The organism is Candidatus Margulisiibacteriota bacterium (assembly GCA_028715625.1).
Classification (GTDB): domain Bacteria; phylum Margulisbacteria; class Riflemargulisbacteria; order GWF2-35-9; family GWF2-35-9; genus JAQURL01.
Genome location: JAQURL010000001.1, coordinates 25,296 through 48,792 on the forward strand (window position 1 = coordinate 25,296; position 23,497 = coordinate 48,792).

19 protein-coding genes and 1 tRNA gene are annotated in these 23,497 nt (G+C 36.3%); 8 read left to right on the forward strand and 12 right to left on the reverse strand.

From position 1 onward, the window contains the following. Positions 1 to 57: 57 nt before the first annotated feature. From PHV30_00140 to nrdR, 6 genes are all read right to left on the reverse strand, one after another. The gene (locus PHV30_00140) at positions 58 to 3,276 is read right to left on the reverse strand and encodes a hypothetical protein (protein ID MDD5455422.1); all 3,219 of its coding nucleotides are present in this window, start codon (positions 3,274 to 3,276) and stop codon (positions 58 to 60) included. 94 nt (positions 3,277 to 3,370) lie between these two features. Further along, positions 3,371 to 4,189 carry an imidazole glycerol phosphate synthase subunit HisF gene (gene hisF, locus PHV30_00145; GenBank protein ID MDD5455423.1) on the reverse strand — a complete coding sequence of 273 codons (819 nt, stop codon included), beginning with the start codon at positions 4,187 to 4,189 and terminating at the stop codon, positions 3,371 to 3,373. Beyond that, the gene (locus PHV30_00150; protein MDD5455424.1) at positions 4,186 to 4,881 is read right to left on the reverse strand and encodes an anaerobic ribonucleoside-triphosphate reductase activating protein; all 696 of its coding nucleotides are present in this window, start codon (positions 4,879 to 4,881) and stop codon (positions 4,186 to 4,188) included. The genes hisF and PHV30_00150 overlap by 4 nt, the downstream gene beginning before the upstream one ends. Beyond that, the gene (locus PHV30_00155; protein ID MDD5455425.1) at positions 4,878 to 5,393 is read right to left on the reverse strand and encodes an anaerobic ribonucleoside-triphosphate reductase; all 516 of its coding nucleotides are present in this window, start codon (positions 5,391 to 5,393) and stop codon (positions 4,878 to 4,880) included. The genes PHV30_00150 and PHV30_00155 overlap by 4 nt, the downstream gene beginning before the upstream one ends. 22 nt (positions 5,394 to 5,415) lie before the next feature. Continuing rightward, entirely contained in the window at positions 5,416 to 7,488 is a 2,073-nt protein-coding gene (locus tag PHV30_00160; GenBank protein ID MDD5455426.1) for a ribonucleoside triphosphate reductase, read from the reverse strand. Positions 7,489 to 7,503: 15 nt separating this feature from the next. After that, complete coding sequence (gene nrdR, locus PHV30_00165) at positions 7,504 to 7,947, reverse strand: transcriptional regulator NrdR (protein MDD5455427.1); 444 nt, start codon at positions 7,945 to 7,947, stop codon at positions 7,504 to 7,506. A gap of 217 nt (positions 7,948 to 8,164) precedes the next feature. Between nrdR and PHV30_00170 the strand changes: the two genes are divergently transcribed. The 4 genes from PHV30_00170 to PHV30_00185 all read left to right on the forward strand — a co-directional run bounded on the left by PHV30_00170 (position 8,165) and on the right by PHV30_00185 (position 12,550). Then, positions 8,165 to 8,494, forward strand: a complete 330-nt coding sequence (locus tag PHV30_00170) for a hypothetical protein (protein ID MDD5455428.1) — start codon at positions 8,165 to 8,167, stop codon at positions 8,492 to 8,494. An 85-nt stretch (positions 8,495 to 8,579) separates the two neighbouring features. Next, positions 8,580 to 9,086, forward strand: a complete 507-nt coding sequence (locus PHV30_00175; protein ID MDD5455429.1) for a cache domain-containing protein — start codon at positions 8,580 to 8,582, stop codon at positions 9,084 to 9,086. Between the two features lie 75 nt (positions 9,087 to 9,161). Further along, positions 9,162 to 10,604 (forward strand): methyl-accepting chemotaxis protein, encoded by a 1,443-nt coding sequence (locus PHV30_00180; GenBank protein ID MDD5455430.1) that lies wholly within the window; start codon positions 9,162 to 9,164, stop codon positions 10,602 to 10,604. Further along, complete coding sequence (locus PHV30_00185; GenBank protein ID MDD5455431.1) at positions 10,601 to 12,550, forward strand: methyl-accepting chemotaxis protein; 1,950 nt, start codon at positions 10,601 to 10,603, stop codon at positions 12,548 to 12,550. Before PHV30_00180 ends, PHV30_00185 begins: the two co-directional genes overlap by 4 nt. A gap of 3 nt (positions 12,551 to 12,553) precedes the next feature. On the opposite strand, the gene fmt is transcribed toward PHV30_00185, so the two are convergent. From fmt to PHV30_00205, 4 genes are read right to left on the reverse strand one after another with little or no spacing between them, the layout of a single operon-like run. Then, on the reverse strand, positions 12,554 to 13,396 hold the full coding sequence (gene fmt, locus PHV30_00190; GenBank protein MDD5455432.1) for a methionyl-tRNA formyltransferase: 843 nt from the start codon (positions 13,394 to 13,396) through the stop codon (positions 12,554 to 12,556). Then, complete coding sequence (gene def / locus PHV30_00195; protein ID MDD5455433.1) at positions 13,396 to 13,881, reverse strand: peptide deformylase; 486 nt, start codon at positions 13,879 to 13,881, stop codon at positions 13,396 to 13,398. Before def ends, fmt begins: the two co-directional genes overlap by 1 nt. Continuing rightward, on the reverse strand, positions 13,878 to 14,624 hold the full coding sequence (gene rlmB / locus PHV30_00200; protein ID MDD5455434.1) for a 23S rRNA (guanosine(2251)-2'-O)-methyltransferase RlmB: 747 nt from the start codon (positions 14,622 to 14,624) through the stop codon (positions 13,878 to 13,880). Before rlmB ends, def begins: the two co-directional genes overlap by 4 nt. Next, the gene (locus tag PHV30_00205) at positions 14,617 to 15,903 is read right to left on the reverse strand and encodes an aminotransferase class III-fold pyridoxal phosphate-dependent enzyme (protein MDD5455435.1); all 1,287 of its coding nucleotides are present in this window, start codon (positions 15,901 to 15,903) and stop codon (positions 14,617 to 14,619) included. Before PHV30_00205 ends, rlmB begins: the two co-directional genes overlap by 8 nt. A 52-nt stretch (positions 15,904 to 15,955) precedes the next feature. Between PHV30_00205 and PHV30_00210 the strand changes: the two genes are divergently transcribed. Together PHV30_00210 and PHV30_00215 are read left to right on the forward strand one after the other, a co-directional pair. Next, positions 15,956 to 16,741 (forward strand): hypothetical protein, encoded by a 786-nt coding sequence (locus tag PHV30_00210; GenBank protein MDD5455436.1) that lies wholly within the window; start codon positions 15,956 to 15,958, stop codon positions 16,739 to 16,741. A 68-nt stretch (positions 16,742 to 16,809) separates the two neighbouring features. Next, a complete protein-coding gene (locus PHV30_00215) occupies positions 16,810 to 18,918 on the forward strand; it encodes a glutamine synthetase III (protein MDD5455437.1) in 2,109 nt (702 codons plus the stop codon). A gap of 138 nt (positions 18,919 to 19,056) precedes the next feature. On the opposite strand, the gene PHV30_00220 is transcribed toward PHV30_00215, so the two are convergent. Next, entirely contained in the window at positions 19,057 to 20,988 is a 1,932-nt protein-coding gene (locus PHV30_00220) for a methyltransferase domain-containing protein (protein MDD5455438.1), read from the reverse strand. A gap of 135 nt (positions 20,989 to 21,123) precedes the next feature. Here PHV30_00220 and PHV30_00225 point away from each other — a divergent pair, with 135 nt between their 5' ends. After that, the gene (locus PHV30_00225) at positions 21,124 to 21,246 is read left to right on the forward strand and encodes a hypothetical protein (protein MDD5455439.1); all 123 of its coding nucleotides are present in this window, start codon (positions 21,124 to 21,126) and stop codon (positions 21,244 to 21,246) included. A 378-nt stretch (positions 21,247 to 21,624) separates the two neighbouring features. Then, positions 21,625 to 23,211, forward strand: a complete 1,587-nt coding sequence (locus tag PHV30_00230; GenBank protein MDD5455440.1) for a hypothetical protein — start codon at positions 21,625 to 21,627, stop codon at positions 23,209 to 23,211. A gap of 199 nt (positions 23,212 to 23,410) precedes the next feature. Here PHV30_00230 and PHV30_00235 read toward each other — a convergent pair. Beyond that, positions 23,411 to 23,486, reverse strand: a tRNA-Gly gene (locus PHV30_00235). Positions 23,487 to 23,497: the final 11 nt, after the last annotated feature.

Consider the following 23,497-nt stretch of genomic DNA (forward strand, 5'->3'; position numbering starts at 1 on the left):
TTATGCTATTTAACATAAAATACTGGATATTTTGTGTATTGTCAAGGAATAGGGGAACTACTTCTTAAGCTTGCCCTTCAGACGTTCTGATAGAGAACGAAGTTTAATTCTTGGAGATTCTTTTATAGGCTTACTCATTCCTTTGACTAATTCAGATACAGTATATTGCGCTACTTCTTTCTCATGAGCTTCTGTCCAGTCGGTGTTCTCTTCGAAGAATTGTAATTCTTTACCCACATCAAAAAAACTTTTTTTCATTTTTCCGCCGTTACTGAAATAAAACTCCAGGATATGGACACTTCTCTCAAACTCTTTTGAACTCTCGTCCATTTCACAGAACGACATCAGCCGATTATAATAGGTCATCTTTTCATTTTTATCCACGTCAATATTTTTTATTAAACGGATTAGCACGGCTATTACTAATTCTTCTCTTTCCGCATCATTCAGATTTTTAAAAGTTTTTTCTTTTAAATATTTATTATAAATATCAAACAAATGGTAATCGGGGTCAATTAAAGAATCCTCATACTCAATCAAAAAAAGAGAAATTAAGCCCTTTTCAATTTCAGTATACTCATTTTTACTCAGAAATAATTCCGCCGTCTCCCTGATATTCTCCTCTTCCCCGTTCGTACTGAATTTTTCCATTAATTTCCAGAATTTTAAAATACTGTTTATTTCCGCTCTTTCCTTGAGAATTCCAAGATTCGTTTCATTAAAGGTTAGAACTCCATAATCCCAACCTGACTTCGTTACTTTTTTACCATAAAATTTCTCAAACTGCCTGCGGTCCATTCGTCCTTTATCCAGCAGTCTATGCAACTGCTCGTTATTGGCCATAGCGCTGGCATCAATATTTAAAAGTTTCTTCAGAACTTCCCTGGTTTCAGGTTTAATCTCGCCTAAAACAATATCGGTCTTTTCTCCGACTACAATACCGAATTCTTCTTTCAAAAGTTCAGGGTCCATTTTGCCCTTCTGCATTAAAAGTTTGATAATATTTTTAAATGGAGCTTCTTTGGTCAGGTAAAGATGTCGCATGTTCAAAATAAATTTTGCCATGGATTCTTCATCTTTCAACTGTTTGAATTCGTCCAGAATATGATCGACATATTCATCCAGCTTTTTCTCCTTTATATCTTTTTCCTGAATAATAATTTGTTGTTCATTACTAACATCTACAGTAAGCCTTGCCCTCTCCTGAACTATTGTTTCCTGTACAATCTTTTTTGACTTAACCTGATTTAAAAGATCAACCAGCTGATTGATTAATTTAGCCTTTACATTCAATTCCCTGGTAATGCCCTGATCCAGGCTGGAAACGGAAGAGGCCTGCGCCATCTCTTCGCTGTTATCTATAGTCTTGTTAATTATTTTCATTAAATTCTTCAAATCATTGTTGTTTAATTTTTTAGGATCAAGTTGCAGCAATTTTTTAATGTCGGCCTGGCTCAGATCCTCCTTGTTGCCACCATTAATTTCTTCCAGAAGATTATCCAGATCAATTTCTTTCTCGATCTTTTGAATAATTTTTTCACCGTTTTTCAGGTTTGTTATTTGCTCTTTCATGCTCTTCAGGTCTAGCACCGGTTCTTTTTTTATCAGGTCTTTCAATTGAGTTGTTTCTTTTTCCAGACTGCCTATCTCTTTGTCGATTTCCTGTTCCATCTCATCAAATTCTTTGGAAGAAATCTCCTTTACTTCCCGTTCCACCACCAGCTTGGTTTTCAATGAATTTATCTCATTCTTTATACTGGAAAGTTCTTCCATTAATACGCGCTTTACAGCTGAAAATTTATTCTCGCCGGAGAGTTGTTTTTCCAAGTCCAACTGTCTGGTTTTTAATGAATTTATCTTGTCGGTAATCGCCTCTATTTCCTGTTGAATCTCCTGCTTTATCTTTTGTATGCGGTCATCGCCAAAATTTTCTTCCTTAGTTTCTGCCGTCTGGCCCTTAATTGTTTTGTCATTATTAGATGTCCTGCTTAAATATTTATTTGTAAAAGATTTCAGGGTTTCATTAAATCGCTCCATTTTAGCTGAATCACGGATATTGTCATCGTCTGTGTTGATGGTTTCGGCATTTTCATTCAGCAATTCCCGGATCTCGTCATCGTCAACCGGGACATTGGTTTCGACCCTCTTTTCCAGTTCCGCTAATTTGTTCAACGCTGTTTTGCTTTGTGGAGGAAGCAGTTCTTTTAATTGGCCCAACAAATTTTTTATATTTCTGGATTTATCCTGTTGCTTTATCTGGCTTATTTCCTGCTTCAGCAAATCAATATTGTCTTTAATAGAGGGTTTTTTGTTATTCTTTAATATATCCTTCAGAAATTCTTCGTCTACGGGCAGGTCTTGCTCCTGCGATATATCTTTAATCTGCTTGTTTTCATTTTTGGTTTCTTCCTTGGACACTGTTGTTGAAGTTTGTACTGTATTATTACTTTTGCTATCCTGTTTTACATTTTTATAGGAATTTTTTTCATCCAGCTTGTTCAGTTGACGGTTAAGGTCGGAAAGTTTATTTTCCAGTTTGTTGATTTGTTTGTCCAAGGTCTCCAACTGGTTTTGCAGACCTTCGTTGTCCTGATAAGTCTTTAAAATATTCTCCTGTTTGTTTTTCAATGACATTAATAAATCTTTTAGTTGCTGGTAACGGTTCTCAATATTGCTTTTTAAAGCGGCATCCTTGTCATTGGTTACTTTTGAGGTGTCTGTCTTTTCCTGTTTCATGAGTTTTTTAGGGTCAAACGTTTTTTCATTTTTATTGAGTTTCAGATAATTGCTGATGATCTCGGTTGTTATATCCTCAACAGGTATTTTTAGTGTCTTGGCTATTTCGTTTAAAACTTTGTAAGCTTCACTGAATTTTTGTTTTACGCCTGCGTCTTCCAGTTTCGTTTGTTTGTATTTCTGCTGAATTTCTTCCAGACGATGTGATTCCAGGATTTTCTGAATTAACTCTGCTTCTGTGTTTTTTAATGTAGGAAGTATCTGTTTAAGCTGCTCAGGATTTAATTTCTCAAAATCAGTTTTAACCGTTTTGGATATCTGTTCCAGAAGTTTAACTTCCCGCTGGTTCTCCTGATCTGTCTTTTTTATTTGCTCAGTTTGCTCAAGCTTCTGTTCCTGAAGTTTATCCTTGGTCCTGTCCAGTTGGAGCTTTTTCTCTTCTTCTTTTTTCTTTAAGGCTTCTAAAAACGCGTCTTCCTCAGCCTTCTTGGCCTGATTGGCATACCCGCTGGATATTTGATTAAGTTGTAAGTCAGACACTTTTTACCACCGTATAAATTATGCCCCGGAATAATTTTTTCTAAACAGTATTTTATCTGGATGAGTATAAGTGTTGAGGTATGTTTACACCAAATTAGTGCCTGACATTTATGGAATGACTGCTTAAATAGTCTTTAATATCTTTTACCTTGAGGTTTCCATAATGTAATAATGAAGCCAGCAAGGCAGCATCGGCTACTTCTAAAATATCTTTAATGTGCTCTATTGTACCTGCTCCTCCGGAAGCTATAATCGGGATAGTTGTATGTTTTTTTATAACACTTGTTAATGCGGTATCGTATCCGTTTTTTGTTCCATCAGCGTCCATGCTGGTTAAAAGTATTTCCCCTGCGCCCAGTTTTTCCGCTTTTTGTGCCCATTTAACCGCGTCAATTCCGGTGGCAGTACGTCCCCCTTGAATATATATTTCAAATTGGGATTCCTCGTCGCACAAACAATCCTGCGTTAATTTATTTACAGGAATACTTGCCGCTGCTCCTTTTTTGCTTTGAATACGTTTAGCGTCCACAGCCAGGACCACGCACTGAACGCCAAATTTCTCCGCTCCTCTGGATAACAGTTCCGGATTTTCGATAGCGGCTGTATTTATCGATATTTTTTCCGCTCCGGCCAGCAGGATTTCCCTCATATCTTCAACTGTCTTTATGCCACCACCCACTGTAAAAGGAATAAATACCTGGTTTGCAACTCTTTCCACCAGATCAAGCACAATGTTTCTTCTGTCAGAGGATGCTGTGATATCCAGAAAAACAAGCTCGTCTGCATTCTGGTCATCATAAAGTTTGGCCAACTCAACCGGATCTCCGGCGTCAATCAAATTGACAAAATTTACGCCTTTCACCACGCGTCCGTTTTTAATGTCCAGACAAGGAATAATTCTTTTGGCGATCATCTTATCTCACAGCGTTCCACAAAGGGCTTAAAAAACTGGCAAATTTGTTTGGCCCTTTCCATAGTAAAAGGTCGCTCCCCATTTAAATTCGTTAAAGTATTTTTGGGATTGAACTGTTGCAGAAAATATTTTTTTGCGCCTTTGACCATATTTGCTATTTCCTTCAAATCATCCTCTGTAAAAAACGGAGGATAAAGCGTAGACCGGAATTCATAGTCTATTTTATCCTGCTTCTTTAGAAATTCAATGGTCTTTTTAACTTGTTCCAGGAGTTTTGGGTCTTCCTTTCCTTGAATAAATACCTGATTGTACTTTTTGTAAGAAGTTTTAATATCCAGAGCTACATATTGGATCAGGTCCTGATCAATTAATTCTTTAATTACAGATAAATTTGTTCCGTTTGAATCTATTTTTACCGCTAAATTCAAAGTTCTTATTTTTTTTATTATTTCTGTCAGGTTAGGGTTTAAGGTAGGTTCTCCCCCGGAAATACACACTGCCTCATAAATATTGATCTTTTTTTTTATATAATCCAGGACTTCTTCTTCGCTGATTTCCGGTAATTTTGCCGCATTAATAACTAAATCCGGGTTGTGGCAGTATGAACAACGGAAATTACATCCGCCATAAAAAAAGACAGAAGCTATTTTTCCCTCAACATCAATAAAGCTGGTCTTCTGCCAGCCCTTCATGCAATAAGCAGTTCAATCTGTGAGGGAGTATGAGCTACATTAACCACTTCACCGCTATCATTTAAAAACAATACGGTAGGTGTGCCTGTAACATTATTCTTTATAGCTTCTTCAAAACCCTCTTTGGTATTGGCGTTAATTTCTTCACCGTTAATTTGTACCTGTTTAAGATAGTTTTTTACAGGAGGACAACCCGGACAATTATCGGAATAAAAGAGTTTATACTTTTTTATAACTCCCCTGTCATTTACTACAATATTAAAATCATTTCCTGTTTCCGGCTTTTCAACTTCAGTAATACTATTAGTAATTTTTTGATTTTCAGCTATCTTTTCTTTAATATTAAATTCTACTCTTTCACCATATTCGGAACGTTTCCCATTATTCCAATTCTGTACAGGCCTGTAATATCCTACTATGCGACTATACACTTCTGTCGGTGTTCCTTTAACATCATTCAACTGACTCTTTAAAGTTTCAATTTCTTTTTCAATTTCTTTTATATTTCTCATTTTCAACACCCCTTCTTTTATTTTAACATGCCTCTTCTTTGTTTATATGCAATTCTTTTTCCAGCTTTTCCAGATTCTGGATAATCTCTTCTTTTTTAGTATCTCTGCATATAGGACAATCAAAGTGCTCGCCGTTTAAATACCCGTGTTTCGGACATATAGAAAATGTCGGAGTAATAGTAAAGTAGGGCACATGATAATTGTAGGCTATTTTTCTAACCAATTGTTTGCAGACTTCTACATCATGAATTCTTTCACCTAAAAACCCGTGGAAAACTGTCCCGCCGGTATACCTTCTCTGTAGCTGGTCCTGATGGTCCAGAGCAGAAAAAATATCATCGGAAAACCCTACCGGCAATTGAGTAGAGTTTGTGTAATAGGGGTCATCTTTGCCGGCCACTATAATATCAGGATATCTGTCCTTATCAATCTTGGCTAAACGGTATGATGTAGATTCTGCCGGTGTTGCTTCCAGATTATATAAATCTCCTGTTTCCACCTGAAGATTAATAAGTGTATTACGCATAAAATCCAACACCTCCATGGCCAACTCAACACCTTCGGGTGTGGTGATATCTTTGCCTAAAAAATTAAGCAAAGCTTCATTCATCCCATTTATTCCGATTGTAGAAAAATGGTTTTTAAAACTTTTTAAATATCTTTTTGTATATGGGTATAAACCAACATCCATTAACCGGTTAATAACTTGTCTTTTTATAACAAGTGACTCGCTTGCCAGATTCATAAGATGTTCAAGCTTGGCAAAAAATTCTTCTTTAGTTTTAGTCAAATAACCTATTCTGGATAAGTTTATGGTTACCACTCCTATTGAGCCTGTCAGTTCATCAGCCCCGAACAGTCCTCCGCCTCTGTTCCTGAGCTCTCTTTTATCCAGCTGCAACCTGCAGCACATAGATCTCACATCCTGTGGGTCAAGATTGCTGTTGATAAAATTCTGAAAATAAGGCGTTCCGTATTTGGCTGTCATTTCAAATAATAATTTGGCATTAGGAGAATCCCAATCAAAATCTCTGGTTATATTATAGGTAGGGATCGGATAGGGAAATCCTCTACCGTTGGCATCGCCTTCCATCATGATTTCAATAAAAGCTTTATTTATAATATCCATTTCTTTCTGGCAATCGCCATATGTAAAATTCAGTTGCTTGCCACCTATAATTACTGCTCTCTCTTTAAGATCCTGCGGTACAACCCAATCCAGCGTAATGTTGGTAAATGGTGCCTGGCTTCCCCATCTTGAAGGTGTATTAATACTAAACACAAAACTTTGTATCTGTTGTTTGACACTTTCAAAATCCAGATTATCTATCCTTACAAATGGAGCCAGATAGGTATCAAAACTGGAAAAAGCCTGTGCTCCGGCCCATTCATTTTGCATGGTCCCGAGAAAGTTAACCATCTGCGATATAAGTGTGCTTAAATGTTTAGCCGGTTTGGAATTTATTTTGTTAGGTACCCCTCCAAAACCTTCTTCTATCAGCTGTCTGAGAGACCAGCCTGCACAATAGCCAGAAAACATTGATAAATCATGAATATGGTAATCGCCGTTGCGGTGCGCGTCGGCTATTTCTTTGGGATAAATATTATTTAGCCAGTAATTCGCGGTTATTGATCCTGAATTATGCAATATGAGCCCGCCTAATGAATAATTCACATTGCTGTTTTCATTTACTCTCCAGTCCGATTGGTTCAAATAGCCATCCATTGTTTTATTAATATCCAGGATGAGCTTTTCTTTTTCTCTTAACCTTTGACGTTGTTCGCGATATAAAATATAGGCCTTTGCAGTCTTGGCATGACCGTTCCTCATTAAGACTGTTTCTACCAGGTCCTGTATTTCTTCAATCGCGGGTATGGTTTTTTTGTTGTACTTTTCTGTTAATTCGGCAATTACTTTCTCTGTCAGGCTCTTTGCGGTTTCGATGTCGGTTCCACCTACTGATTGTGCAGCTTTAAAGATAGCTTCGGTTATTTTTTCTTTCTTAAAATCAACGATTTCTCCGTTTCTTTTAATAACCTTTTTGATTAACCCTTTTTTGTCCTGTATCGCTTTTTTTATTTCTTCTGTGATCATTGCTGTTACTACTCCTTACATATTTTTTATTTCTTCAATAAACTCCCCCACATCTTTAAACTGCTTATAAACTGACGCAAACCTTACATAAGCCACCTGATCAATTTTCGCCAGCTTATTCATGACCATCTCACCCAATACCCTGGAATCTATCTCTCGCTCAGGTTTTCTATGTATACTTTCCGTAATATCATCAACTATTTCTTCAACCTGCACCATAGAGATAGGTCGTTTTTCCACGGCCCTCATAATTCCTTTTAAAATCTTCTCTTTTTGAAACAGCTCTTTACGGCCGTCTCTTTTTTTCACCATTAATGGTTTGTCTTCCAAACGTTCGTAGGATGTGAACCTTGCGTTGCAAGATAAACATTCTCTTCTTCTACGAATAGCTTCTCCATCAGCCAATGTTCTTGATTCTAATACTCTATCCTGATAGCTACCACAAAACGGACATTTCATTATATTAACATACCCTACATATAGTGCTTTATAGAAACATAAACCAGACTAACACACTAAACAACCCGTTGTCAAATACACGCTTTTTTCGAATACTATCGCATTTTTATTTCTTTTCAACAACTTGAACACATTCTGTTAACAATTTTATATATTTATTTTTTTAATTACTTTTTTCTTCTTACCAGTTAATTGTAACACATGCTATAATTTTTTTATGTTTAACTCCCTGGAAGCTAAAGAAGGTCCTGATTTCTCTTATCTTGCATCTAAAGATATAAAAAACAAGCTCTCACCATCATTAATTGCTTTCTGGGAGGTAGTTGAATCTCAAAATATGGATGTTGTAGCAGCAGACGGGCATCCACTGGGTAAAACTTTTAAGTTTAAAATTAATATTAAGCAAAACCCGAATTATCAAAATTTTTTTGACCAGGTAAAAAAAGAACCCCTATACTCTGATTATGCAATTGATATTTCTGAAATCACTCTCGGAGAGTTAATTCTGGTTTCCTTTGAACTTCTAAATTTACAGAACAGAATTTAACTTTAATGTTAATTTTTTGTCTTGTTATTTTATCGATAATCTGATAATTTATTAATTACATATTCAAATTAAGGGAGGGAGTAGCATGAAAAAAACGGTTTTATTAATAGTAGTTCTGCTTGGGTTAATGCTTCCATATACTTTTGGGGAAACTCAGGACGCTCCAAAAGACAACGTAATTGCAGCGCCCGAAGATAATCTCACCAAGGAACAGGTGGTTGGGATAGTTGATGAAGCAGCAAAACTATTAACACAAAAAGGTGACGACGCATTAAAAATAATCGGCGAAACAAACGGCAAGTTTCATAAAGGTGAATTATATGTGTTTGTTTATGATGAAAATATAACAATGCTTGCACATCCTGAAAAACCTTCACTGGTAGGTAAAAATTTCAAAGGTAAACCGGATGTTAAGGGGTTCAAGTTCAGAGACGAAATCGTTGCCAAGGCTCTGGCAAAAGGAAGCGGCTGGACAGACTATATGTATCAGAAGCCGGAAAGTACTGGAATTTTCAAAAAAACAACTTATGGCAAGTTAGCCAAGTTCGGAGATAAAAAATACATTGTTTGCGCCGGTATGTATGCAAAATAATTTGACATAATTTTTGCTGGATTATTTAAAAAGCCTAAATAAATTTATTTAGGCTTTTTTTTGGGGGACAAGTTCTTGTCTATAAAGAATAGATTAAATATTATTCTGGTTATAGTTTTAATAACTTTATTTGTTATTATTACTATTGCTTTGAACCTGGCGAACAATCAAAAAAAATTAATCAAACAGGTATATGAAAAAGAAGTAAAAGGTATTGAACAAGTCTTCAAACAGGCCCAATCGTTTTCACTAGCCAATTCTATACTTTTAAGGTTAAGCACCTACGCAGTTATGGGTGAATCCACCGACGTTATTTCCCGTGAAGGGCACAAAGGGCTGGATGCATACTTGCTGGCCTCAAAAGAGCTTGTTTCAATTATCGCTACCTATAAAATAATTGATGAAACTAATCCTCTGTATAAAGAGTTTTTGTCTAATTCGGAAAAATATATCGCTGGTTACAAACAAATAATTAATTACACAACTGCCGGTGATACATATTCAGCAGCCGAAGCCTACGGGCAAGCAGAAAGTATATATCAAAAAATTAATGTTTTTCTAGAAAATTTTATTATAAAAAATCAAAGTGATAATACATACAAACTCTATAAATATTCAATAAGAACATCTCAACAAAATATTTTTCTTTTGATTGTTGTGTCAATTGCCAGTGCGATTCTTTTGTATGCCTTTATTTTTTTTGTTTCCAAGAGTATCCTAAATGTTATAAAAAAATCTACTTATCAATTAAATGACATAATTATCCAGCTATCTGCTTCTGCCGCGCAGGTTTTCGCTTCAGGGAAATCTCTGGCAACAGGAGCATCTAATCAGGCTTCCTCTATTGCTGCAACATTATCCTCTTTAGGTCAGTTATCAACCCTTACTTCCAAAAATGAAAAAAACGCGCTCCAGGCCTCGGGGCTATCCAGCCTAACTAAAACAACCAATGACAACTGCGCGAATTCAGTTCAGGAAATGTCTCAGGCAATAGAAGAAGTAAAAAAATCCAGCGAGGAAATTCATAACATAGTCAAGACTATAGACAATATTGCCTTCCAAACCAATTTACTGGCTTTAAATGCTTCGGTTGAGGCAGCAAGAGCTGGTGAGGCAGGTGCTGGCTTTTCCGTTGTTGCGGATGAGGTAAGGAGCCTGGCCTTGAAGACCACAGCAGAAACAGAACACACAAATGCTCAAATCGATGAAAGTGATAAAAAACTTTTAGGCGCCATAAATCGCGTTAATAAAGTCAGGGAGGAATTTAAAAACGTTGCAGAGAATATTAATAAAATGAATATTCTAGTTTCGCAGATATCCAATGAGTCAAAAGATCAATCACGTGGCATAACGATGCTAAATGAAATAATGGTCAGCATTGACAGGGTCGCACAACAAAATTCCGCAGGAGCCGAAGAATCAGCTGCGGCTGCTCAGGAAATGAATGCTCAGTCTGAGAAAATAAAAACCATATCTACAGAATTGCTAAACTTAATCGAAGGGAAGAAAAAACTATGACAATAAAAAAGAAATTGTATTCAATGATTTTGTTGGTGCTGGCATTCTTTATGATCATGATTTTTATTGCAGTCAGTGTTACATACAAACAAAAATCTCTAATTAAGGACATTTACGAAAATAAAGTAAAAACCATGGAAAATATTTCCAAAATTTCGGAATCTTTTTCTTTAGCGAACTCTACTCTTTTAAAATTAGGAATTCTGGCCATGATGGGAGAAAACTCAAGTATCATTAATAGCGAAGCTGACACGGGATTTAACATTTTTAATACAGCTTTTCAGAATATTCTTGATTTAATAAATAATAATAATGTAATAAATAAAAATTCCGATCAATTCAAAAAATTTACGGAAAATACTGAGACCTACAAATCTTTATATAAAAAAATAAGCGCTGCGGCTATAGCCGGTGATGTATACTCTGCCCAGGAGTTTTATCCGCATGCGCAAAAAACTTTTAATGCCATGATTGATTTTCTTAATACCTATATTATTAAAAAACAAAGCGATATAACTCTTGAAGCTTATAAAAATTCACAAAAAACTTATCAGGCTAATCTTTTCCTGCTGGTTTTTGTTTCTCTTACCGCAATGTGTTTCCTGGTTGTTTTCATCTATTTAATTATTAAAAGTATTCTTGAACCTTTATTCTTGTTTTCATCGAATGTCGATAAAATAATTAAAACCGGCGATTTTTCAATTCAAATTGATTACAAAAATAATGATGAATTCAAGCAAATAATCAATGCTTTTAATGTCTTTATGAACAATCTGAAGCTGGCCGTTTCGGGTGTAAATCAGGTTATGGAAGCATTGGCACATGGTGATTATTCTAAAAGAGTTTTTATAGATTTAAAAGGTGACTTACATACTATGAAAACCAATATCAATTCTACAGTCGGCGACCTTGGTTCGGCAATAACTTCAATAAATGAAGTAATGGAAGCCGTGGCTCAAGGTGATTTCAAACAAAAAATTATGGTTTCTTTGAATGGTGAGCTTGATATATTGAAAGAAAACATAAATAGTTCGATAGAGATGCTCGGTGTTAATATTGATAGTATCAATGTAGTCATGGACGCTGTATCTAAAAATGATTTAAAACAAAGGATATGTTCTAATTCTTATGGGGATATTAATAAACTTATCCAGAATATTAATAACTCCCTGGAAACTCTGGCCAGTTCATTACAAAACATTGCGAATTATTCCATCTCCGTAGTCAATTCTACTGATCTTTCCAATCAGGTTGTAGGTGAAATGGTCCAATCGGCAGATATATTGATCCGGTCAATTTCCGATATAAAGGAAGCAACCAACGACGCGCATAAATCAATTGAATATATTGTTGATAATGCTTCTACAGCAAATGCCGTAAGTGAAGAAACATTTCAACTTGTAAAAAAAGGACAAAATAAAATATCCGGCATGGTGAATATAATTCAGTCCATATCTGAAAATAGCCTGAAAATCAGCAAAATTACAGATGTTATTGGAGAAATTGCCAATCAGACCAATCTTTTATCCTTGAATGCCGCCATTGAGGCAGCAAGGGCTGGAGAACACGGCAAAGGATTTGCTGTAGTTGCTGATGAAGTCAGGAAACTGGCAGAAAATGTTTCCAGTTATGTTAAAGAGATTTCTGATCTCGTATCCAAAGCGGTTAAAGAAATAGAGATCGGAGTAGCGTCCGCCACCGAAGTTCATGAAGATATGGGCAATATGACTGATTCCGTTTCCAAAAACAGCAGCATGATTCAGAGTATATCATCCCTGATTAATCAACAAAAAGTTGTAATTGAGGGAATACAGAATAACGTGATTAACTTAAGTCAATTTGCCGATAAAAATAATTCCATAGCAAAAACTATTACCAGTTCTTCACGTGAACTTTCAACACTGGCTAAAAAAACAATGACAGAAGTTAAAAAATTTACAATTTAACTGTTATATCAGTTTATCGTTATTAAGAATATAATCCTGATATAAAATTACTTTACGGCCTTCTTCCTGAACTTTTTCAATAACCAAATGTTTGTCTAACAATTTTGCATCGATAATCTTTATGCGCTTATTATTCTTTATTGTGTATACTCCAGGCCAAGGATGATAGGCGCGGATTTTTTTGATAATTATTTCCGGGTCGTCCTTAGTCAAATCTACATACCCGTTTTGTTTTTCAATCTTTTTCGTATAGCTGGCTTCAGTCTCATCCTGTCTCACAAATTTCCAATGTACCAAATCTATATCTAATTGCTGTAAGAGCATGCTGATACTTAATTGTTCCAGCTTTTCCGATAATGTTGAAAAATTCTCCTTTTCATCAATTTTTATTTTTTTCATATTTATAATATCCCCGTTATCCACCTTCTCCTCTATTCTTATCAAAGTTACACCGGTTTCTTTGTCATCACCAAGAAGAACAGTCTGTATAGGAGAAGGTCCTCGATATTTGGGAAGCAGTGAGGCGTGAATATTAACAAGTAAATAATTTTGGACTATTTCTTTGGAAAATATCATACCAAAAGCAACAACTATAGAAAGGTCAGGAGATTCGTCTTTAAATAGATTTTGCAGTTCGGTTTTATTGGTTGGCTGATATACAGGTAATTTATTTTTTTTTGCTATTCTTTTTACTTCCGATTCTTCCAGATTATATCCTCTACCCTTGCAACGGTCTGGCTGTGTAACAACCCCGTCAATCCTGATTTTTCCATTCTTAACAATTGAGTCTAAAATATTAGCCGCGAATAAGGGGGTCCCAAAGAAAAAAACTTTTTGAAAAGACATTACATATCTCTCATGTCTTCCACTGTCTTCAATGAACCCTGTTCAACTTTATCAATGTATAAGACACCGTCCAGATGATCAAGCTCATGCTGAATTACACGTGCCAGATAATTTTCCGCTTCTACAGTAATATCCTCAAAATGAATATCTTTTGCTTTCAAGGTAATCTTCCTGCCTCTTCTTACTTCACCTTCAAACTTTGGTACGCTCAAACACGCTTCCGGTCCGATTATTTCCCCCTCCTTGGCAACAATTCTTGGATTAATAAATACCTGCAATGAATCTTTCTTTTCAGAAATATCTAGGATAAAAATCCTTGTTAATTCTCCTATTTGTATAGCAGCCAGACCAGCGCCATTATTCTCGTACATTGTATCTGCCATGTCGTGTACAAGCTTTTTCAGGGCTGGTGTGATATTTTTAACAGCTTTACTCTTCTTTCTTAACAATGGATTATTATAAATCAATATTTTTTTTGAACTCATTTACTGAATTTCCTTTTTTCCATTATTTTAAAAATAACCAACGCACCCGCAACAGAAGCGTTTAAAGAGTCAATCACATCCGTAGCCATTGGTATTTTTATCAAATAATCACAATTTTCAGTTAACAACCGGCTCATTCCTTTCCCTTCATTACCGATAATCAAAACTAATGGTATCTTGTAGTCAATTTCTAAATAACTTTCTTTAGCCATTTGATGTGTGCCGATAATCCATAATCCCTTATCTTTTAATTTTTGTACACAGTTTACCAAGTTTGAAGTTTTGGCGATCAAAATATTATCAACAGCTCCGGTACTGACCTTAACAACTGTCGGAGACAGTTCTGCCTGTTTTTTCGCCGGAACAATAATTCCATGAACCCCAGCAGCAACTGATGTTCGGATTAATGACCCGAAATTATATGGGTCTTCTATTTCGTCCAGCATAAGAATAAAGGGCTGCTCATTTTTCTCCTCAGCCAGATCTAAAATATCCTCCACTTCTACAAACTGATAAGGAGGTACATATGCCAAAACTCCTTGATGGCTATCCGTCGAGCTTATCTTTTCAATCTCTTTTTTATCCGCATATACTATAGGTACCCTGTTATAATGAGCTAAAGAAATAAGATCATTTATTTTGTTATCATGTTGGAAACTCTTGCTTATCAAAATCCTGTGGATTCTTTTTCCGTTTTTTAAAGAATTTAGAACTGCGTTACGTCCGTATATAAAATTAGTCACCGGCTGCTTCCCTGATCGAGTCTAAAAATATTCCGATTGCGGTTTTAATTTCCTCTTTTTTAATGATTAACGGTGGAATCAATCGAATAACTTGGTCATTTTCTCCGCAACTTATTAGCAGTAATCCCTTTACTAAAGCAATATTTCGGACACTTTTCACAAACTCAGGGTTCGGTTCCTTTGTCCCCGGCTTAATGAATTCCACGCCTATCATCAGCCCAAAGCCTCTAACATCGCCTATTTGCTGGTACTTTTTTTGTGCATCTTTTAGTAAAGATTTCATATATTGACCTGTTTCATAAGCATTATCCAGCAGCTTTTCCTTATCAATAGTATCAATTGTTGCCAGGCTTGCTGCGCAGGCCACCGGATTTCCGGGGAATGTACCTCCATGTGCTGATGTGGTCCATTGATTCATTAAATCAGCACGTGCTACACAGGCTCCCAGGGGCAATCCGGAGGCAATAGCTTTAGCCAGCGCGATTACATCAGGCTGAACCTCGTAATGCTCCTTGGCGAACATTTCACCTGTTCGACCGAATCCTGACTGAATTTCGTCAAATATTAAAATAATATTATGTTCATTAGTGATGTAGCGTAATTCCTGTATAAACTCTACCGGGGCCGGGATATAGCCACCTTCACCTAAAACCGGTTCAATAATCACAGCTGCAAGGTCATCTTTATTTTTAATAATTTTCTCTTTCATATCAGTTATGCATTGAAATTTACATTTTCCATAAGTTTGATCATAGGGACATCGATAACAATAAGGAAAATTCGCTGTAATTACGCTATTTATTAGCCAGTCCTCATATCCTTTTTTATATTTTTCCTTATAAGTAATCGATAATGCTCCTAATGTTCTTCCATGAAACGCCCCGCTAAAAGCCAGCAATTTCTTCTTTTTTGAAACGTACCGTGCTAACTTAAGGCTTGCCTCAATGGCTTCAGACCCACTCTGAGTAAAAAAAACCGATGCCTCTTTAAATCCGGTTATCTTGACAATTTTTTCAGCCAAATTGCTATGTGGTGCATAATATGCAATTCCCGCTGCAATATGGATCAACTTTTTTGTCTGCTCACAAATCGCCTTATATATATTCGGATGAACATGACCTGTATTAACTACCCCTATACCAGATGTAAAATCAATATACTTCTTGCCATCAACAGTGTATAGGTATAGACCTTCTGCGTGATCCACTTCTAATCTTGTAAAGTGGCTCAAGACCGGGGATATATATTGATCCGCTTTTTTTAATATTTCGTGGTTCATGTTTCTATTATACCTGAATTTATTTACTAGCTGTACCGATAATTTTATAGGAATGTTTAATAAGCTTATTTCTTTTTCTTATAATCTGCGAGAATATTTGGCCGGGTTCAAGGATTTGGAAAAGAACCCCGGAATTATAAATATGTCTACGTTTGATTATTTACATAACAAGCATCATTTTGATTTAACAAATTTCTTTTCAAACACTTTGAGCACACATGAACTCAGGCAAACTGAATTTACTTTGGATAATGAAACTTTTGTATTTTATTTTCATCAGCTACCCCATGAAAATTGCATTTTATGGCATATTGGGGCTTATGAAAAAAATCCGGCTTTAGAGGGTTATGAGTTGGCCAGCCTAGGTTATGCACTATCCGAGAAACAACTTCTTGAACAACAAAATTTATATAAAGCCAGCCATATGGAATGTATAATCATGAATAATGTCCCCTCTATACGCAGAATCCCTTGGCACAGGCTTAATTTACCAAAAAATGAAATAATACATCGCTTTAAGGCACTAAATGATTTCGTTCCTTCCTTAGACCCCATGTACACCCGGTCAAGATACCAGCGTAGAGGTTTCGTTAATTTTTCTTTAAATTTATTTCTGCTAAGGGCCTGGCTGTTTAATTTTGAGTATTTATCTTTTCAGGCAGTATCGGTTTATGCCGATACTTTAACCAAATTGAGCGGCTTCAAAACCAATAGCGGAGATACAGGTAATCGTCAATTTTTAAATGCCGGTCTGCTTAGAGCAGAACAAGAACCACCAGATAAATGGCATGCTCTTTCTCAACTTGAGCTCGACAAAAATTATATGCAATCATTTTGATATCTTGTACGAACCTTGTCCCATATATTACAATAGGTTCATAGTTTACTAGTAAATTAGGAGAAAAAATGTCAAAAACAATGGACATCTTCGGCGAATTGGTTTTCAACAAAGAAGTAATGAAAAATCGTTTAAGCAAGAACGCTTATACTCAACTGATTGATATTATAACCAAAGGTGAATCACTGGAAAAAGAAATAGCCGGAGAAATTGCACACAGCATTAAAGAATGGGCTATTGAAAACGGTGCAACTCATTATACCCACTGGTTTCAACCGCTCCGGGAAGGTACAGCTGAAAAACATTATGCTTTTCTCAGCTACAACGAAGAGGAAGAAATTATCGAACGTTTATCCGCAGAACAGCTTATTCAATCCGAACCTGATGCGTCGTCTTTTCCTTCCGGAGGTATAAGGTCTACCTTTGAGGCCAGGGGTTATACAGCGTGGGACCCCACATCCCCTGTTTTCCTTATGGAAAGCAAAAACACAAAAACTCTTGTAATTCCATCTGTATTTCTGTCCTGGACAGGGGAGGTGCTTGATCAAAAAACCGCCTTGTTAAGATCAAAAAAAGCCCTGAACAATGTATCCATGAAAATCCAAAAATTGCTTGGTAACCGCAACGCCAAGAGAACACAGGTATGGCTTGGTATAGAACAGGAATATTTCTTGATACCTAAAGAACATTATACAAATAGACTCGATATAAAAATTTGCGGTAAAACATTGTTTGGCACCAAACCGGCCAGAGGTCAGCAATTAAAAGAACATTATTTCGGCGCTATCAAAGAAAATATTTTAAATTTTATGGAAGATCTGGACACCGAATTATATCGTCGCGGTATACCGGCCAAAACAAGACACAATGAAGTTTCTCCAAACCAGTTTGAAATAGCTCCTTTGTATGAAGAAATGAACCTGGCTGTTGACCATAATTTGCAAACAATGTCTATTATGAAAGATGTTGCCGAAAAACATGGCTTGGTAGTTTTGCTCCACGAAAAACCTTTTAAGGGTGTTAATGGTTCCGGAAAACATTTGAACTGGTCTATTGGCGACAATACTGGTGTAAATTATCTGGAACCATCCGCATCTCCGTTACGCAATGTTACGCTGTTAATGACGGTCGTTTCTATAATGTTGGGAGTTAAAAAATACGGCGCTCTATTAAGAGCTACAGTTTCCGATGCTGGCAACGATGACCGTCTTGGTGGAAGTGAAGCTCCACCTAATATTATGTCAGTATATTTAGGCGAATATCTGTCATCTCTTCTTAATGAGATTGAAAACATAAACAAGATGACTGAAAAAAAGATGGCTGAAATCAGCCTGGGGATCAGACAACTTCCCTCCATAACCAAAGATATATCAGATAGGAACAGAACTTCACCTATTGCTTTTACCGGCAACAAATTTGAGTTTAGAGCTGTAGGTTCTTCTCAAAATTGCTCGGAAGCAGCAACTGTATTGAACCTGATTGTTACATATGGATACGAAATTATTCACGATCGCCTGGATAAAATGAAAGGTGATCCCAGAACAAATGCCCTGCTAATTATTAAAGACCTGTTAAAAGAAACAAAGGGAATCCATTTCGAAGGCAACAGTTACACGGAAGATTGGCACAAAGAAGCACTGAAAAGAGGTCTTCCTAACATTAAAGATACACCATCAGCGCTAAAACATTTAACTGAACATGATAATATTAAACTTTTCACAGACTTCCATATATTGTCTGAAAGAGAAATAAAAGCCAGGCAATATATAAAATATCAAAAATACATAGACACAAAACAAATTGAGTTGAAAATAGCTTGTGAGATAGCACAAAAGCAAATCCAACCTGTCCTGATAAAACAAATGGTATTATTAGGAAAAAGCGCAGAAACACTCAAGGAAAACGATATTAATTCAAAAACAATAATAGAAGAACTGAAGAATCTTGAAGAAATCTATAGTAACATTCATAAAACAACCTCACAAATACAAGAGCAAATCAATAAAAATAATTCAATAAATAGTAATGACAGCCTGGAAAAATTAGCTTCCAGCTATGCACAAATTTCAGATAAAAGTTTATATGAATTAAGGTCATTAATAGATTCCGCTGAAAATTTGATAGCTAAAGAGCTCTGGCCCCTTATCGGATATCAGGATTTATTTACTTCACTATAACGCTTAAATCATATCCAATAAAAGATTATGTATTTTTAAATATAATATTATCCAACAAACTTTTAACATAAGCTATTAAGCTCGTTTCAAATAATAAGATAATTTATTACTTATTTTAGGATTATGCTAAATAACGTATTAGTTCTGAGGACTACCTATACCTAGTCTTTGCTCTGTTGCTTCTAATATTGCAGTAATCATTTCTGGATAATTTATGCCTGCGAATTTCGCCATTCTGGCCAAATGGCCATCCCAGCACCAACCGGGATTCGGATTTACTTCCAGCAATTTCGGGTTACCCTGTGCATCTAAACGCCAGTCGAAACGACTATAATCTCTAACTTCCAATCGTTCATATAATTTTAAGCAACTTTCAATAACCATTCTTTCTGTATCAGCAGGTAAATCAGCCGGGATTGAAGTAATACTAAAATAAGGTGACTCCGGTTGCCACTTTGCTTCATAGCCACATATTTTTGGCAAGTCAGGAGGCAATGAAGAATAGTCCTCCTCAATAATCGGTAGCACTTTATATGATTCCGGCGGGTTTCCTATTATCCCTACGCTTATATCCTTACCGGTAAGAAATTCTTCAACCAGAATCGGCTTTTCATAGCCGAATTTTTCCCTGATGCCCGATATCGCATAAGTTAGTTCTTCTATATTATTGGCAACACTTTTTTGCGTTATCCCAAAACTTGAGTCACCTGAATTGGGTTTAACTATAACAGGAAATGGGAATGATAAATCAAAGGTAGAATCTTCTGGTTTTACAAAAAAAGCTTCGGAAACGGGTATGCCCATTTCTTTAGCGATACCTCTCACCAGCGATTTATCATAACAATAAGCGAGCGCCTGAGGCCCTGAACCTGTATAAGGCACTCCAAGTACTTCCAAAATTGAAGGAACATGCAGTTCCTTTCGCGGATCGTTGTTAAACCCTTCATCACAAAGATTAAACACATAATCAATTTTAATTTTTTGTTTTATTTTATTTAAATCATTAATTAACAAATCATGGTTGCTTATATAAGTAAATTGATATCCGTTTAATTTTTTTAAAGCGTCTTTCAATTGATCAATAGTATAAAAATCATCATCATCAAATATACTCGATGGTTTTAAGTTGTCAGGCTTGGATGGATCACCAAGAATAACAACCACATTTTTTTCTATCTGTTTTTTCTTGGTTATAGGAGTCCATTCTTTGCGTACTATACATTTCATTATCAGTCTTTGCTGCATCATACCCAAGTCTTGGTTTCTAGCAGAATTGGTAGCAATTTCACCCATTACGGAAATATCTGAGAAACCTGCCTTTTTTAATAATTCCGTAGATTTTTCCTGATTGTAAAGACGAACAGCGTAAAATTGATCAGCAATAACGCCTTTATCAATATGTGAAACCAGCTCTCTGGATATCAGTTTGTTTGTATCCAGGGATAATGACCTTTCCCTGCAAACAAAATATTTTTTATCTATCCATTCCCAAGACCTGGCTTGAAAATTCTGTTTTAAAAATTCACCGTTGGCTACATCTATCAATACACGTCCCCACGGTTTCAATACTCGGTGAACTTCCTTAAGAACTCTTAAATCATCTTCCAGAGTTTCAAAATACCCGAAACTATTCCCTAAAATCATTACTACGTCAAAGCTGTCCGATAAATAGGGAAGTTTGCGGGCATCGCCTTCGCGAAACTTGATATCAAGTCCTTCTTTTTTGCTTCTCTCTTTTGCTTTTTGAATTAAATAATGTGATCTGTCGATCCCTTTGATATTCTTGTAGCCGCGTCGCGCTATTTCCATGGAATGCCGTCCCTGGCCGCAACAAAGGTCCAAAATGGAATCACTTGGGTTTAATTTTAATATATCAATAAACTGATCAACTTCCTGTTGGGTTATACTGTTATCTTCAACTATATCTGCATCGGTCTTCAGATAATTGAAGTTAAATATACTTTTCCACCATTCAGGGGACACATGTTCTTCGAGGTTTATTACGGGGCCCAATACTTTGTTTTTTGTTTTACTTTTTTTTATCGGCGGCTGTTTTGAGCTTTCTTTCACTTTCAATATTTACCCTTCTCTCCTTCTTTGTGTAGCCGATCCTACTTCTGTTAGGTAAAACTCAGAAGATGTGTAAAATACCCATCTTCTGAGTTTAATTCCATATTTATTTGCAAATTTATTTTGCAGGAGCTGGTGCTGCTGGTGCTTCTGCTGGTGCTGCTGGTGCCTGATCTGCTGGTGCTGCTGCTGGTGCTGCTTGTTCTGCTGGTGCTGCTGCTGGTGCAGGCGCTTCCTGTTTTTTACCACAACCCATAACGCTTACCATAAGTACTAATGCTAATACAGCTGTCATTACTTTTTTCATATTTCTCCCCTCCTTTCATTTCTCCAATTTTTCTAACCTATTTTGCCAAAAAAATTCCCAAGTTATACATTTAATTATTAAATTATACCGGGATTTTTGCTAAGTCTAATTCTACCTCATTTTATATTAAGACTACTACATTAATAAATTATTTATATAATATTTTATAATATTTTTTCTAAATATGACAGATGAAATTTTAACTCTTTTTACATAGATGTCAAGGTCTTAATCCGAGTAATTTTATAGCAAGATGGTATATTTATTAAAACCATAGTTTTTGACCTTATTCTTATATTAACAAAAAAGAAGTACAATTGGGTAAAATTATGATAAAAGCTGCATCCAATAAATATCGATGGCTTATAAGCAGTGTATATTTTGTTCAGGGGATTGTAGTTATTACCGGCATGGCAGAATTTATTCTTACCAGAAATGCCTTCAATTTCTCATGGTTGCAACTGGCTTTTCTAAGTGCCTTAACTACATTGACCTGGTGCATTAAACCCATTTATGGATTTTTTACAGACCTGCTTCCTCTTTTTGCTCGACGTCGAAAACCGTATTTATTAATTTCTTCTCTGCTCACAACTCTAGGCTATATTTTTCTGGCTTTTTGGGGTACAAATTTTATGCTCATAACCTGCGCCTTGATAATTATGAATATCGGTTTAGGTTTTTCTGATGTAATCATAGACGGTCTTGTGGTTGAAACATCTACTCCTGAAAATGTAGGTAAATATCAGGCTCTTTGCTGGAGGGCGAAAGCAACCGGAATACTTATAGCCTCATTATTGTCAGGTTTTATTCTGGAAAGGGCTGTGTTTTCCGGCTGGCTTAAAGGTACCAGCCTGACCGGACTGTTGGCTTCTCTATTCCCTATGGCTTTTTCAACCCAGCTTATCGGCAATATTAATATCCTGGATATCAGATGTCTGTTCTTGTTCACAGGATTGTGGCCCTTACTGGTCTTTGTTTTAACATTGCTTTTTAAAGAACCGCCTCTTGCTGAAAAGATTAAACATGATTTTCCTTCCGCATATATTCTTTCCGCGGTTTTCGCTTTTATATTAACCGCGCTTGTTATCATTTTTGCTTTAAGCACCAAGCCCTGGTTGCCCGGATTATCAAATGAAACCATTTCTTCTGTTGGGGTTATCCTCATCTGGAGTATCTGGATTATGTCCTATTTTGTGCACCTGATAAAACGCAAACAAGCCACTATGACCTTGTTTTATGCCGCCATTTTTTTATTTCTATGGCGATTTACACCTAATTTCGGCGCGCCCTGGAGTAACTATTTCATAAATACTCTCAAACTTTCGCAGGAAAAATTGGGTTATGTAGCCACGCTCACATCTTTAAGCTGGATAATCGGTGGCTGGCTATATAAACAATTTTTTGATACATTTCCGATAAAAAAAGTTTTGTTTTGGACAGTTATTATAGGTGTAGTCCTTTCTTTTTCCCAACTTGCCATCGCTACTCCTGCTTTGGGCAATGCTATCGGAAATATCTGGATAATAAAGTATTCTGCGGCTATCCTGCTTTATCCTTTTTACTTTTTCGGTTATCACTTCGGATCATGGCAGGTGTTGATGCAACAGCCTCCTATCCTGAACCTGGACGCGCTTTTATCGTTTTTACTGGAGATGATGTTTATGATTTCTTTTTTACCTTTATTAAAACTGGCGGCTCTTGTTACTCCAAAAGGAGTTGAAGCAACCAACTTTTCAATACTGGCCAGTGTAATGAACCTGGGATTAGCCTTCGGAAGCATTTCCGGGGGATTAATTTACACCTATCTGGAGGGACAATATCATTTGGCCGGCATTTCTTTTACCGGGCTGCATCTCACTATAATAATAGGAGCTTTAACCAGCCTGATTTGTTTACCGGTGCTGAGAAAGATTTAATTTGTTGGAAAATTTATTTCCAGAGTAGTTTTGGAGCGGGAAAACGGGCTGTCCTCGGCTTCGACTAGCTCAGCCTGCGTTGCAATCCCTAAATTCCGCATTCTGCCTCATTAAGGGATTAGCCGAACCTCCGGTCCTCGCCCTTCAAAAATCTATTTATAAAATTGATTTGTTAGAACATTTATTTCTAGAGTAGTTTTGGAGCGGGAAAACGGGCTCGAACCGTCGACCCTAACCTTGGCAAGGTTATGCTCTACCAACTGAGCTATTCCCGCTTTATTAATAA

Bases quoted from the DNA above. Each gene is read 5' to 3' on its own strand.
- PHV30_00210 (MDD5455436.1), top strand. From the start codon at position 15,956: ATGTTTAATAAGCTTATTTCTTTTTCTTATAATCTGCGAGAATATTTG.
- PHV30_00160 (MDD5455426.1), bottom strand. From the start codon at position 7,488: ATGATCACAGAAGAAATAAAAAAAGCGATACAGGACAAAAAAGGGTTA.
- fmt (MDD5455432.1), bottom strand. From the start codon at position 13,396: ATGTCTTTTCAAAAAGTTTTTTTCTTTGGGACCCCCTTATTCGCGGCT.
- PHV30_00150 (MDD5455424.1), bottom strand. From the start codon at position 4,881: ATGAAGGGCTGGCAGAAGACCAGCTTTATTGATGTTGAGGGAAAAATA.
- PHV30_00215 (MDD5455437.1), top strand. From the start codon at position 16,810: ATGTCAAAAACAATGGACATCTTCGGCGAATTGGTTTTCAACAAAGAA.
- PHV30_00170 (MDD5455428.1), top strand. From the start codon at position 8,165: ATGTTTAACTCCCTGGAAGCTAAAGAAGGTCCTGATTTCTCTTATCTT.
- PHV30_00230 (MDD5455440.1), top strand. From the start codon at position 21,625: ATGATAAAAGCTGCATCCAATAAATATCGATGGCTTATAAGCAGTGTA.
- PHV30_00175 (MDD5455429.1), top strand. From the start codon at position 8,580: ATGAAAAAAACGGTTTTATTAATAGTAGTTCTGCTTGGGTTAATGCTT.
- def (MDD5455433.1), bottom strand. From the start codon at position 13,881: ATGAGTTCAAAAAAAATATTGATTTATAATAATCCATTGTTAAGAAAG.
- nrdR (MDD5455427.1), bottom strand. From the start codon at position 7,947: ATGAAATGTCCGTTTTGTGGTAGCTATCAGGATAGAGTATTAGAATCA.
- PHV30_00155 (MDD5455425.1), bottom strand. From the start codon at position 5,393: ATGAGAAATATAAAAGAAATTGAAAAAGAAATTGAAACTTTAAAGAGT.
- hisF (MDD5455423.1), bottom strand. From the start codon at position 4,189: ATGATCGCCAAAAGAATTATTCCTTGTCTGGACATTAAAAACGGACGC.
- PHV30_00205 (MDD5455435.1), bottom strand. From the start codon at position 15,903: ATGAACCACGAAATATTAAAAAAAGCGGATCAATATATATCCCCGGTC.
- PHV30_00185 (MDD5455431.1), top strand. From the start codon at position 10,601: ATGACAATAAAAAAGAAATTGTATTCAATGATTTTGTTGGTGCTGGCA.